The organism is Streptomyces sp. NPDC091209 (assembly GCF_044757755.1).
Classification (GTDB): Bacteria; Actinomycetota; Actinomycetes; order Streptomycetales; family Streptomycetaceae; genus Streptomyces.
Genome location: NZ_JBIVVR010000001.1, coordinates 239,164 through 252,035 on the forward strand (window position 1 = coordinate 239,164; position 12,872 = coordinate 252,035).

Sequence of the window (12,872 nt, forward strand, 5' to 3'; positions counted from 1 at the left end):
AAGTCCGAGTGCATGGGGGCGGCCGTCGTGGTCAGCCGTTCCACGCCGGGTGGCGGGGGTCGTCCGCTCGCACCAGGACGTCGGCCGTGGTGGCCGGGTCCACCTCGCTCTCGTAGCGGGCGAACGCTGGGAGGGTCCAGTGCTCCGCCTCGGGGGTACGGCGGCGGAGGGCACCCGGGGAGAGAAGGACGTGGACGCTGAGGTCGAACGGGAACCAGTGGCGCAGAAGGAGGGGGCCGTGGAGCAACAGGATCCCGCCGGGCGGGAGTTGGACGTAGGGGCTGCGAGTGGCCCGGTCGGTGTCGGGGTCCCAGAGATCGGGCAGGACCCTGCCGTCGCCGCCGGGTTCGAGGGGACCGAAGACCTCGCGCCAGAGAGCGCCCGTGTCGAACCAGCTGTCGTAATAGGCCTCGACGTCCTGGTGACCGTATTCGAGCCGGAGCGAGGCGGGGCGCAGGAAGCCCTCCGCGCCGACGACCAGCGAGGAACGGCCGCGTATGCGCAGCGCCTCGGAGACGCGGTGCGCGAGTTCGCCGGGCCGGCCGGCCGGGGCTCCGTCGAAGGCGACGCGTGGCCAGGGGCTGCCGTCCTGCGGCTTCAGGTCGAGCAGACGGTCGGCGAGGAGGTCGCCGAGCCGTTCCCAGGTGATCGCTTCGAGTCGCACAGGGCCCATGATGCCGCGAGCGCGAAGGGACCCGGTCACCGCGGCGGACCGCGAGCGGGCGCGGGAGACACCGGGCGGCCGGGCACGGGGCGCGCGGGACGTGGCCGCCCCGACGACGTAGGTCGCCTAGCGCGCGGGGCGTCGCCGCTCAATGCCGTAGGTCACGGGGCGCGCGGGACGTCGCCATCACGACGTAGATTGCGGGGCGTGCGGGGCGTCGCCGCGCTGTGCTGTAGGTCACTGGGCGTGCGGGACGTCGCCCCCGACGCCGTAGATCGTGGGGCGTGCGGGGCTTCGCCGCGCGACGTAGATGTGGCGCCGGTCCGGGGAAGGAACCGCGTATGGCACCGATCGCTGATCCCCCGCACCGGAACGGACTTCTCGTCGTCCAGCCGCTCAAGAAGCGGCGCTGTGTCGAGTGCCGGAGCGGGCCGCTCGCGCTGCTGGTGCTGGAGGAGGGCGCACCTCGGTGCCTGGACTGCGCGGATCTCGGACACCTGGTGTTCCTGCCGCGCGGCGACACCGCGCTGACGCGCAGATCGCGGGAGGGCAGCACGCTGTCGGCCGTCGTGGTGCGGTTCAACCGGCGACAGGGCCGCTACGAACGGCAGGGCGCCATGGTCGAGGAGGCTGCGCTCGCCCTGGCCGAGGAGCGGTGTCTGGCGGACGCGGAGGCACGGCGGCGGCGCCGGGGACGGGACGCCCGGCGCCGGGAGGCGGAAGACGTCCGCTTCACGGACGCGTTCGCGCGGGAGATACGCCGGCTGTTTCCGCACTGTCCGGCCGACCGGGCGCGAGCGATCGCCGCACATGCCTCGGTACGCGGCAGCGGACGGGTCGGGCGGAGCTCGGCGGGCCGCGCGCTGTCCGAGGCTGCCGTGACCGCCGCGGTGCGCGCGTCCGTACGGCATACGGAGACACCGTACGACCAACTGCTGATGAGCGGCGTTTCGCGGTACGAGGCGCGTTGCCGGATCGCGGCCACGGTGGACACAAGGCTCTGGGAATGGCGCGACGACATCACCGCGCAGGCGTGAGGGAACGCTCACGCGGGCGTGGAGGGACCCTCACGGTTGCGTGAGGGGACGCTCACGCCCGGTGTGAGGGGACGCCCGGCGGGGGTCGGTGGACGCTCGCGCATGAGGTCGCGTCGCTCGGCCATGGCCCCTGCCGTCGTAAGGGATTTCACTTGTGGTGACGGTCGGCGCTGTGCAGGATCTTGGGTTCGGCCGGTTCGACACGGGAGTGGACATGATCGATGGACCGTATTTCGTGCTGACACTGCTGGGGGTGCTCGGCTGCGGGCTGGTGGCGGGGGTGTTCTGCGGGTTCTCGACCTTCGTGATGAGAGCGCTCGCCCAGCTGCCGCCCGCACAGGGGGTCGCCGCGATGAACGCGATCAACGTCGCCGCGGTCCGCCCCCCGTTCATGGCGGTCTTCGTCGGGTCGGCGGTGCTGTCCTCGGTGCTGGCGGTGGTGACGTTCGTGCTGCTGCCGGACGGGGGGACGGTGGAGTTGCTGCTCGGCAGCGCGCTGTATCTGTTCGGTGCGTTCGGGGTGACGATAGCGGCGAACGTGCCGCGCAACGACAGGCTGCTGAAGCTGGACCCCGGGACACCGGAGGCCGCCGTCTACTGGCCCACGTTTGTGCGCGAGTGGACGATGTGGAATCACGTCCGCACCGCCGCCTCGGCCGCCGCGGCGGTGTCGTACGCCCTCGCCCTCACCTGAGCCGCCCGTCCCTCCTACGGTTCTTGAGCCGCCCGTCCCTCCCACGTTCCTGAGTCACCCGTCCCTCCCACGTTCCTGAGCCACCCGTCCTGCGCGTTCCTGAGCTGCCCGTCGCTCCCGCGGCTGTGTGTCCACGCCCGCCCCGGACGGGTACGGGTCCGTCCTCGTCCCGGCCCTCGGTCCGCTGTCGTCCGGGGCGGCGGCATATGCGCGGGCGACGTATCGTGGCCTGAAAGGAGTGCTGCCCGGATTCCGCGGCCGGTGACGGCCGAGCGCCGTGCGGCCCCGCACCGGTACGCGTACATGGGGGAGACGGCCATGGCCGATCCCAAGGGTTTCATGACCACACCGCGCCAGGAGTATCCGCGCCGGCCCGTCCAGGAGCGGGTGCGGGACTGGAACGAGGTGTACGTTCCGGGAGCCCTGCTGCCGATCATCGAGAAACAGGCTGACCGGTGCATGGACTGCGGCATCCCCTTCTGTCATGACGCGTGCCCACTGGGCAACCTGATCCCCGAGTGGAACGACCTCGTCTCACGCGACGACTGGCGGGCGGCGAGCGACCGGCTGCACGCCACGAACAACTTCCCCGAGTTCACCGGTCGGTTGTGCCCCGCGCCGTGCGAGGCCGGCTGTGTGCTGGCGATCAACCAGCCCGCCGTCACCATAAAGAACGTCGAGGTCGCCATCGCCGACCGTGCCTGGGAGGACGGGTTCACACCCCCGCGTCCGCCGGACCGGCTCTCGGGACGGACGGTCGCGATCGTCGGATCGGGGCCCGCCGGGCTTGCCGCGGCACAGCAGTTGACGCGGGCCGGGCACACGGTGGCCGTGTACGAACGGGCCGACCGGATCGGCGGTCTGCTGCGGTACGGAATCCCCGCGTTCAAGATGGAGAAGCGGCAGCTCAACCGGCGGCTGGCCCAGATGCGCACCGAGGGAACCAAGTTCCGCACCTCGACGGCGATCGGCACCGACATCGGCGCGACCGAGCTCAAGGCGCGCTACGACGCCGTGATTCTCGCGCTCGGGGCCACGGCCTGGCGCGAACTGGACGTACCCGGAAGGCAGTTGTCCGGCATCCATCAGGCGATGGAGTATCTTCCGCTGGCCGACCGGGTGTGCGAGGGGGATCTGGAGGTCTCCCCGTTGTCCGCGGCGGGACGACATGTGGTGATCGTCGGCGGCGGGGACACCGGAGCCGACTGCCTGGGGACGGCGGTGCGCGAGGGTGCCTCGTCCGTGACCCAGCTCGACATCTATCCGCAGCCGGAGGCCGAGCGCGACGAGGACGCCGAGCCGTGGCCGACGTATCCGAAGATCTACCGGCTCTCCGGCGCGCACGAGGAGGCCGGCTCGCTGGGCACGGCGCCCGCCGCGGACGCTGACGCACGGCTCTTCGCCGCGTCCACGCTCCGGTTCGGCGGGAGCGCGGACGGGCGGGTGCGCTCGCTGCATCTTGTCGAGGTCGACGGGCGCCGACGCCCGGTCCCCGGTTCCGGGCGGACCCTGCCCGCCGATCTCGTGCTGCTCGCTCTCGGCTTCCTGGGCCCGGACCGGAACGACGGCCTGATCGACCAGCTGGGACTGGCACTTGAGCCGCGTGGCACGATCGCCCGCGGCGCCGACTTCGGCACGAACGTTCCCGGGGTGTACGTCGCCGGGGACGCGGCACGCGGCGCGTCACTCGTCGTGTGGGCCATCGCCGAGGGCCGGGCGGTCGCCGCGGCCGTGGACCGGGAGCTGAGCGGGGCGGGCCGCACCCGTCTGCCCGCCCCGATCGGACCGTACGACCGCCCCATGACCGTGTAGCTACGACCGCCCCATGACCGTGTAGCTACGACCGCCCGATGACCGCGTCGCTACGACCGCCCCGTGACCGCGTGGCGCCGACGGAGTGGCGTCCCGCGCCGCAAAGAAAAGCACCCCGCCGCGGTATCCCCCCTTCCGGGGAATCGTCACGGCGGGATGCTCAACTCCCGTGCGATAGCTACGGTTTGCGTCCCACCGCCCCGTAGCCGGGGATCACTCCGTCGTCCTGTCCCGGCACCGGTTCGCCCAGTTCCGGGTGCCATTCGTGGACCACCGCGACGCCCGGCTCGACCAGATCGAGGCCGTCGAAGAAGCGGGTGAACTCCTCGCGGGAGCGGAGCGCCAGGGTGACGCCCGCCGCCTTGAGCTTCGCGATCGCCGCCGCCGAATCCTCCGGGGTGAAGTCCGCGGTGGCGTGCGTGACCATCAAGTAGCTGCCGGAGGGCAGTTCGGACAGCAGCCGGTCGACCAGGGCGTGCGCGCCGTCCGTGTCGGAGACGAAGTGGAGCAGCGCCACGAGGGAGAGCGCCACGGGCCGGCCGAAGTCCAGGACCTTCCTGGCCCCGTCGAGAATGGCGTCCGGGTCCCGCACATCGGCCTGCAGATACTCGGTCACTCCCGCGTCCGAGCTGCGCAGCAGGGCTGCGGCGTGGGCCAGCACGATCGGGTCGTTGTCGCAGTACACGACCCGTGCGTCGGGTGCGACGGCCTGCGCGACCTGGTGGAGGTTCGGCTCGGTCGGGATGCCGGTGCCGATGTCGAGGAACTGCCGCACACCGTTCTGGGCGAGCCAGCGGGTGGCACGGTGCATGAAGGCGCGGTTGACCCGGGCCATCACCGGCACCCTCGGATCGAGGGTGAGCATCTGGCGGCCCATTTCCTCGTCGACGGGGTAGTTGTCCTTGCCGCCGAGGTACCAGTCGTACATCCGCGCGGGATGCGGCTTGCTCGTGTCGATTCCGATGGGGGGCTGCCCGGTCATGACGGTCTCCGTAAGTCCGCGCCGTGGTAAGTGATCAACTCAGAACCAAATTCAGGGAAGTCGGGGAAAAGAGAAAGCAAGTCGTTCAGGAAAGAAGGAAGTCCGCCTCTCCCGCTTTCGCGCCCTGGATGAACGCGGTCATCTCGCCGGGCGTGTAGATGAGGGCGGGACCGTCCGGGTCGGCCGACTGACGGACGGCGATACGACCGTCGGCGAGTTTCATCGCCTCCAGGCAGTTGCCGCCATTGCCGCCGCTCCACGGTTTGTGCCAGCCCTCACTGCCCAGTTCACGGGCGGGCATTCCGTTGTAGATGCGCACGTTGCCTATTCGCGGGTTGATGCGTTCCGGCGTGACGCGTTCCATTCACAGCTCCTTGCGGAGATCCCGGAGGATCTCCTTCGTGCGATGTGCCGTGGCGGCTTGAGCCGCCATGCGGTCCATGACCTCCAGGTGGGTCGCCACCTCGGAACGCGCGTCCAGGTAGACGGCGCCGGTCAGGTACTCGCTGTAGACCATGTCCGGGAGTTCCGGCATGGCAAATCGGAACAGCACGAAGGGCCCGTACGTGCCGGGGTGCGGACCCGAGGAGAACGGGATCACCTGCAACGTCACATGGGGCAGCTTCGTGGCCTGAAGCAACTTGTCGATCTGGGCACGCATCACCTCGGGGCCGCCGATGGTGCGGCGCAGCACCGTCTCGTCCATCACGGCCCAGATCCGGGGTGAGTCCTCACGCGTGAGCAGATCCTGACGCTGCATGCGCAGGGCCACGTGCCGCTCGATGTCCTCGGGCCTGGTCTGCCCGATGGCCCCCGCCTTCAGGACGCCGCGGGCGTAGTCCTCGGTCTGCAACAGGCCTGGGACGAAGTGGGGTTCGTAGGAGCGCAGGAGGGCGGCGGCGCCTTCCAGGCTGACGTGCATGGAGAACCAGTCGGGCAGGATGTCGTGGAACCGCTGCCACCAGCCCGGTTTATTGGCGTCCTCGGCCAGTTGGACGAAGGCCTCGGCCTCCTCGTCGCTGACGCCGTACGACTTCAGCAGGAGCTGGAGGTACGGGATCTTGAGCGACACCTCGGCCATCTCCATACGGCGGACCGTCGCGGGGGCCACGCGCAGGATCCGCGCGGCCTCCTCGCGCTTGAGACCCGCGCGTTCCCGCAGGTCCAGCAGTCGCCGGCCGAGAACGACCTGGCCGACCGTCGGCGCGGACCGCGGTTCGCTCACGTCCCACCTCCACTGAGTCCGGACAGCCCGGTCGGCGCCGTCCGGGTTCTTCCTCGTCCTCCTCGACGATCCCAACTGGCGCCGCTCGTCTTGCTGTTGCCAGCAGTGTGCCACGCGCCCCCACCGCGTCACACGGCACTCTGCATTTTTCAGAGTGAGTCTTGCCAAGTGTTCACGGCGGGGAGATAGTGGCAAGCGTGATTCCGTCCGCGCCGTTAGGAACAGACGCCGCCGAAGACCGGTTCGGTCTCCGTGCCGCGATGGGGCAGCACCCCGGAGCGGCCGCCGAGCGCCGGTTCCGCTTCGAGCTGGCCGCACACCCGGGCTCCGTGGCTCAGGCGAGACGCCTGACCCGGTCCCGCCTGTCCGGCTGGGCGGTGTGCGAGGACACCTGCGACACGGCGGCCCTGGTGGTCTCCGAGCTGGTCACCAACGCGATCGTGCACGCCGCCGGGCAACGCGTCGTCTGCGAGCTGCACGACGCCGACGACCTGGTGCGCATAGCCGTGTGTGACGAGGGATGCGCTCCGGGTGAGCCGCATCCCTCCCCGCAACGGCCCGACGAGGAGCACGGGAGGGGATTGCTTCTCGTCGCGGCAGTGTCCAGGGCCTGGGGGGCCCAGGACACCGGGCCCGGCCTGCTGGTGTGGGCGGAGATCGCGCGCGCGGCAGGCCGGGCCGATGACACCGACGGCACCACCCGGGAGACCTGGCAGGATCCGGGCGAGCCGGACGACAGGCACGACCTGGACGAACTGGACCGCATCGACGCCGAGTTCGGGGACGGATCCGACCTGGGGCTGCCCGGCCGGCCGCGCGAAGCACGGTCCGGCCGGGACACGCACGGCGCGGACACCGGCCCGCGGGCGGACCTGGGCTGGAGCGCGAAGAAACCCCCGAACGACGGTCGGGGCACGGGGGCGGAGGGATCCTGGGGGGCGGGAACCGTGGGGAACCCTCAGCCTCCCTCCGCCCGGAGCGGGAGCCAGGATCGGGATCCACTGGAGGGTCGGGGTCCGCTGGGGAATCGGGATCCGCTGAGGGATCGGGATCCGCATCGGGAACGGGATCGGGACAGGGAACGGGAACGGGAGAGCCTGTGAGCCGTACGTCTGCGGCGGGGCCTGCGACGCAGGTCCTGAGCCTGGACACGCTCGTCCGCCTGAAGCGCGGACGGCCGCAGTCCGGGCCGCCGAGGCGTCTCCCGGTTCCCGAGGGCATGAAGGTGCCGCTGGGCTGCGACGCGGTGTCCGTGCCCGCCCACTTCGGACCGATGCTGCTGTCGCGGCTGCCGCGCGTGGGCTGCGTCTACGCCGACCCGGCGCACTGGTGGTGGATCGTCCCCTCCGACTCCGATGTCGCCCTGGAGTGGCCGGCGCCCGCCCACTACGTCACGGGTGCGGTCGTGCCGGACTCACCCCGGATTCCCGGGCTCATCCACAAACCGGATGGCACGCTTCCGTATACCCCGCCGATACCTCTTTACCTGGCCCTCTGCCGGGTCACGGGGACGACACCCGCCTGGTCGCGCCCGATCAGCGCGTGAACGCCGGAGCGACCTGCTCCCTGACGCCTATTGCTCGCCCTTGACGCCTGCCACCTGTTCATTGCTGCTTGCCTCTGGCCTCTTGCTGCTTGTTCCTTGATTCCGCTCGGCTTTGGGGCGGAAAGGTTCGCGGCGAAGACTCCCGCGTCAACGGCGGCCGGCCCGGTCCCGCGCGGCCCTCACTCGACGCCGTCGACACCGCCCACGACGACCAGGAACGCGTCGGAGGCGAGATCCATGACGACCTCCGCGGCCTGGCCCTCCTGGCGGCGCGCCTGCGCGAACTCCTCGGCGGGCCACGACCCGCGCGGTCCTCCGGCGGGAAAGCGCTCCAGCACCATTCGCCCGTTCACCCTTTACCTCCATGTCGCGCTGCTCTCCAGAGTTAAACGCCTGCCATGGGGTGAACGGCTCTGGAAGTGACGGTACTGAGACGAAGTCGACACTGGGTACCAAGCCCCGCCGCGACAGGCGCCGCAAGCCTCCGGCACTCGTCGGACCTCGTCCCGATCGCGTCAGTCCTCGTACTCGTCGTGGTACCGGACGCGTTCGCTGCCCGCGGGTGCCCCCAGCGTTGAGGCGCGGCCCTTCGGCTCCTCCCACTCCTCCTGCCGTCCCAGCGCGGTGAGATCGAGGAGCGTGCTCGTGGAGCCCAGACCGTCAAGACCGCGTTCGTACGTGGAGTACGTATGGAAGACGCGTTCGCCCTCACGCAGGAAGCAGCTCATCCCGGGCCGCTCGTAGGGTTCGTGTCCACCGAACGACACCTGGAAGTCGTAGTTGAAGTCGCTGTCGTACGACGAGTACCAGGGCACCGTCCAGCCCATCCGGGCCTTGAAGGGCAGGATCTTCGTGTATGGCGCCCGGGACACCGCGGCGAACTCCGTTCCGCGGGCCCGCAGATGGGCGAGGTGCCCGATCTGGTCGAGGAACGCCGAGCAACTGCGGCAGCCCGCGTCCCACTCGGGAGCGAACATGAAGTGGTAGACGACGAGTTGGTCCCGTCCCCGGAAGAGGTCGGGCAGCGTCGCCTTCCCGCCGCCGCTGTCGAAGACGTACTCCTTGTCGATCTCGACCATCGGCAGTCCGCGCCGCGCCGCGCTGAGAGCGTCACGCGCGCGGGTGGCGGCCTTCTCCTTGACCAGCAGTTCCTCGCGCGCGGCCTGCCACTCCTCACGCGAGACGATCTGCGGAAGCGTCATGTGCTCCTCCTACGGAACGGTGCCTACTCTGCGGTGGACGCCCGGGAGAAACGGAACTCATCGGAACAGCGCCAAGATTTTTCGGGGACCGGGAGCACGCGGCGCGCGCCGAGCAAGCCCGTGCGCGTCGCACTCCCGACGACCGTACGGGCAAGCCCCCGCGCGCGTCAGACCACGACGGACCGCGCGGGCGCTTCCCGCAGTCCCGCCCGCTCGCGCCGGTCGGCCAGTTCGCCGAGCAGTTCGGTGATCCGGTCGGTGTGCCGAGACGTGAGCCGGCCCGCGTCGTCGAGCTGCACGGCGCACGCCGTGGTCGTGTCGACGAGCCGTTCCAGGGTGGCCGCGACCTCATCCGTACCCTCGGAGTGCCGTGCCAGGGCCGGGAGTTCGGCAGCGGCGAGATCGATCGCGGCACGGGCCTCGGCGAGCGCGCGATAGGCCTCCCGGCGCAGGACCCAGCGGCCCGTACGGTCGCGGGCCGTGCCGTCGCTCAGCACATGGGCGAGATAGACGTCCGCCGCCTCGGTGGCCCGGGTGAGCCTGGCCCGTACGGTCCCGCCGCGCTGTCCGAGCGTCGGCAGATGCCCGACGAGCAGCACGATCGCGCAGGCCAGCAGTGTCTCCACGATCCGGTTCCAGGAGGCCTGCGGCTCGCCGCCGGCCATCACGAGCGCGAGGACCAGGACGGTGACGACCGCGGTCTGCGCCGCGAAGTGGCGGGTGGCGACGGGGATGAGGGCACCGCTGACCGCGACGAGGGCGACGAATCCCTCCGGACGCGGCAGCAGGAGCGCGAGCCCCGCGAAGGCGACCGCGCCGAGGACGGTTCCCGCCGCCCGGCACAGCACGCGTGAGGCGAGCGGTCCGAGGTCGGGCTTGACGAGGAAGACTGCGGTCGCGGGGAGCCAGTACCAGTGCGGGTGGTTGCCGTACCAGCGGGCGTGGTGGAGGGCCTGTGCCACGGCGACGCTCGCGCCGAAACAGAGGGCGACCCGCAGGCCGTACTCGCGCCCCGCGGAACCGAGAGCGGTGCGTACGAGTGAGACGGCGGTACGCCGCCGGGGGTGCAGGACGTTCCCGGAGCCCCGGTCGAACGTTTCAGCGGCATACAGCAGGGCGTCGTGCAGGGCGCGCAGCGCGGGCTCGGCGGATGTGCCGCTGCCGAGCGGACCGGACCTGGCGCCGGGGACGGCGGGCGCCGGGAGCGGACCGGTGGGAGCTCCGGTGCGGACGGCCACGGCGAGCCGCCGGGGACCCTCCGCGGCCCGTGCGGGCACGGCCTCGCCCGTCCAGGCGAGCGCGGTCGCGGCCTCGGCGAGCGGCAGGGCAGCGGCGTACTGCGCGTGCAGTCGCCGCTCGGCCGCGGAACTGGCGTATCGCCGCAGCCGTGGCCCGTCGAGGGCGTCCTGCGCGTGGTCGAGGGCCGCGGTCAGCGCGACGCGCCGCCGGGTCGCGTCGGGTCCGCCCGCCGCGAGCAGCAGGTGGGCGATGGCGTCGTAGACACCGCCGACGGCGTCCCGCTCCCCGTCGAAGCGGTAGTCCCCGGTGTTCACCGCGGTCGTCGGCAGTGCCAGCCGCAGCGCGAGCAGCCAGCCCGCCCCGCCGACGAACAGAAGCGCACGCATCCACCCGGGTTCGGGCAACGGCATCCCGGCCCCGATGGCCGAGGCGACCAGCAGTTGGGTCCCGGCTCCGGAGGCGACGGGTCCGACCGCGCTGACGGCTCCGGCGAGCAGTCCGAGCCCGGTGAGCAGAAGGGTGAGCGTCACGGCGCCGGTGTGCTGTCCGGCGTACGACCCGATGAGCAGACCGGCGGCCCCGGCGAGGGCCGGTACCCCGAGCCGCTCGACGGCGACCCGCCGGCTGCCCGGCCGGTCGTTGATCCCCGTCAGCATGGCGCCGAGGGCGGCGATCACTCCGAGTGAGGTACGACCACTCAGTACGGCCACGAGCAGCAGCGGCCCGGCGGCGAGCGCACCGCGCACGACCGCGTTCCAGGGGACCGGTCCGCGCTGCGCACGAAGGGCATGGGCCAGCCAGGGTGGTACGGCGAGGTGGGTGAGGCGCACGGGTCGGGCTCCTGTCGGGCGAGGGCGGAATGCCTTCGGGCGACGTCGGCCGGGCTCGTGTCGTTACCAGGGTAGTGCGCGTTGCCCGCGGAAAACGAACGCGGGGATTTCCGCGACGTGACACTTCACGGGAGACGGACGGGACGGACGGGAAAGTGGGGACGGACGCGATGGACGGGACGGGCGAGATATACGAGGTACTTCGGGAGGAGGAGCGGGTCCGAGGGCGTAGCCGGCCCCCGGACCCTGAGATGCCACCATGTCGCACGCCGGCACACTTGAGAACCCAGGTCAGTCGTTATGTCGCCGCGTCCTGCCTTTGGACCACCACGCATCGAGCTGCGCGGACTGGACTTGAACCAGCATCTCGGCGTACTGGGGCCTGGGCCCGGTCGATCCGGCGATCGGCGGCGAATACTGAGTCTGGAGCAATAGTCTGAGATTGATCACGGTCTGCCTCTGCCGGATTGGGCTACCGCGGCGCGTGGACACTCCGTTTGGCCGGAGTGCCGTTCTGGTGCCGCGGGGAGGACTCGAACCTCCACTGGAACCGTGCATTCACGACAAGCTTCAGGTTCAGCTTGCGCTCCTCGCGCACCCCGGCCGTGGTACGTGGTGGCCGGGGAGTTCAGAGGCTACCCCTGTGCGAACAGGTAGCCGAAAACAGCGTCGCCGACGCGCTGGTCGACGACGTCCTCGCCGTTGGCCTCCTCGCGGGCGAACTTGACCGCCTGCTGCAACTTCTCGACACGGTCGAGGAGTTCGTTCACGCGACGGGCGGGCAGGGCTCCGGAGAACTTGACGGTGGTCCAGTAGCCGACGGGGATGTCCTCGTAGTACACCTCGACCTGGGCCGGATGCTTCTCGGTGGCCTCGGCCTTGACGTGGTTCCGGGGGACCTTCTTCGTACGAAGGGTCCGCACCGGCTCGGTCTTCCAGGCGTCGGTGGACGGATCCCGCACCCAGGACTCGGAGGCGTCGAGGACGGGCAACTTCCTTACGAAGGTGTTGAGATCGGTGAGCTGCTTCTCGAGGAAGAGCAGATAGGACACCGGCACCTCGGCGACGAGCACGCGCCCATCGACCTTCACGTCGGCCCTCGCCGCGCAGTTGGCCCAGTCCTTGGTGGCGGTCACATCGAACAGCCGCGTCAGAGTCGCCGCGGTGTCCCGCAGCACGTCCTCGGCCTGCACCTGAACCCGGGTCGACTCGGGCGGCAGTTGCTCGCCCTCCTCGTCCTTCGGCTGATACGTCCGCGAGATACCGGCGAGCAACGCCGGTTTCTGCAGCCCATGATGAGCAGCCGTCAGGTCCTGATGGGACTTGGACTTGATGCCCTTCTCCACTGCGATGATCTGATTGAGTTTCGCCACGTCGGTGACCGTAGCAGCGTGGGCCGGGATGACTCGAAGGATTATTCGCGCCGGGGTCGAGGGCAGACCCGGCCGGCACCAGCGCCCTCGCCCAGGCGGGATCCTGCAGATCCCCCCGTCCCTTGGACCCGGGCGACCCTTGGACCCGGCAGACCCGGCAGACCCGGCAGGCCGCAGGCCGCAGGCCGCAGGCCGCAGGCCGCAGGCCGCAGGCCGCAGGCCGCAGGCCGCAGGCCGCAGGCCGCAGGCCGCAGGCCGCAGGCCGCAG

Annotated in this window: 13 protein-coding genes; 5 read left to right on the forward strand and 8 right to left on the reverse strand. The window is 70.9% G+C overall.

The annotated features are described in order from the left end of the window. Nucleotides 1-31: 31 nt before the first annotated feature. Complete coding sequence (locus tag ACIQRL_RS01100) at nucleotides 32-673, reverse strand: uridine kinase (RefSeq protein WP_401325341.1); 642 nt, start codon at nucleotides 671-673, stop codon at nucleotides 32-34. Between the two features lie 332 nt (nucleotides 674-1,005). Between ACIQRL_RS01100 and ACIQRL_RS01105 the strand changes: the two genes are divergently transcribed. The 3 genes from ACIQRL_RS01105 (at nucleotide 1,006) to ACIQRL_RS01115 (ending at nucleotide 4,207) form a co-directional block, all read left to right on the forward strand. Next, entirely contained in the window at nucleotides 1,006-1,701 is a 696-nt protein-coding gene (locus tag ACIQRL_RS01105) for a DUF2293 domain-containing protein (protein WP_401325344.1), read from the forward strand. Between the two features lie 214 nt (nucleotides 1,702-1,915). Then, nucleotides 1,916-2,395, forward strand: coding sequence for a DUF1772 domain-containing protein (locus tag ACIQRL_RS01110; RefSeq protein WP_401325346.1), 480 nt, complete (start codon nucleotides 1,916-1,918; stop codon nucleotides 2,393-2,395). Between the two features lie 318 nt (nucleotides 2,396-2,713). Then, complete coding sequence (locus ACIQRL_RS01115; protein WP_401325349.1) at nucleotides 2,714-4,207, forward strand: glutamate synthase subunit beta; 1,494 nt, start codon at nucleotides 2,714-2,716, stop codon at nucleotides 4,205-4,207. 178 nt (nucleotides 4,208-4,385) lie between these two features. Here ACIQRL_RS01115 and ACIQRL_RS01120 read toward each other — a convergent pair whose 3' ends face one another. From ACIQRL_RS01120 to ACIQRL_RS01130, 3 genes are all read right to left on the reverse strand, one after another. Then, nucleotides 4,386-5,189, reverse strand: a complete 804-nt coding sequence (locus tag ACIQRL_RS01120; RefSeq protein ID WP_401325350.1) for an SAM-dependent methyltransferase — start codon at nucleotides 5,187-5,189, stop codon at nucleotides 4,386-4,388. Nucleotides 5,190-5,274: 85 nt separating this feature from the next. After that, complete coding sequence (locus tag ACIQRL_RS01125) at nucleotides 5,275-5,553, reverse strand: DUF397 domain-containing protein (RefSeq protein ID WP_401325353.1); 279 nt, start codon at nucleotides 5,551-5,553, stop codon at nucleotides 5,275-5,277. Next, nucleotides 5,554-6,414, reverse strand: coding sequence for a helix-turn-helix transcriptional regulator (locus ACIQRL_RS01130; protein WP_401325355.1), 861 nt, complete (start codon nucleotides 6,412-6,414; stop codon nucleotides 5,554-5,556). 260 nt (nucleotides 6,415-6,674) lie between these two features. On the opposite strand from ACIQRL_RS01130, the gene ACIQRL_RS01135 reads away from it, so the two are divergent. Next, complete coding sequence (locus ACIQRL_RS01135; protein ID WP_401325357.1) at nucleotides 6,675-7,517, forward strand: ATP-binding protein; 843 nt, start codon at nucleotides 6,675-6,677, stop codon at nucleotides 7,515-7,517. Beyond that, entirely contained in the window at nucleotides 7,514-7,960 is a 447-nt protein-coding gene (locus ACIQRL_RS01140) for a hypothetical protein (RefSeq protein WP_401325359.1), read from the forward strand. Before ACIQRL_RS01135 ends, ACIQRL_RS01140 begins: the two co-directional genes overlap by 4 nt. 179 nt (nucleotides 7,961-8,139) lie before the next feature. On the opposite strand, the gene ACIQRL_RS01145 is transcribed toward ACIQRL_RS01140, so the two are convergent. The 4 genes from ACIQRL_RS01145 to ACIQRL_RS01160 form a co-directional block, all read right to left on the reverse strand. After that, nucleotides 8,140-8,313 carry a hypothetical protein gene (locus tag ACIQRL_RS01145; RefSeq protein ID WP_339128732.1) on the reverse strand — a complete coding sequence of 58 codons (174 nt, stop codon included), beginning with the start codon at nucleotides 8,311-8,313 and terminating at the stop codon, nucleotides 8,140-8,142. A gap of 162 nt (nucleotides 8,314-8,475) precedes the next feature. Further along, nucleotides 8,476-9,162 (reverse strand): DUF899 domain-containing protein, encoded by a 687-nt coding sequence (locus tag ACIQRL_RS01150; RefSeq protein ID WP_401325362.1) that lies wholly within the window; start codon nucleotides 9,160-9,162, stop codon nucleotides 8,476-8,478. Between the two features lie 167 nt (nucleotides 9,163-9,329). Next, complete coding sequence (locus ACIQRL_RS01155) at nucleotides 9,330-11,231, reverse strand: FUSC family protein (RefSeq protein WP_401325364.1); 1,902 nt, start codon at nucleotides 11,229-11,231, stop codon at nucleotides 9,330-9,332. A gap of 635 nt (nucleotides 11,232-11,866) precedes the next feature. Next, entirely contained in the window at nucleotides 11,867-12,604 is a 738-nt protein-coding gene (locus tag ACIQRL_RS01160) for a hypothetical protein (protein WP_401325366.1), read from the reverse strand. Nucleotides 12,605-12,872: the final 268 nt, after the last annotated feature.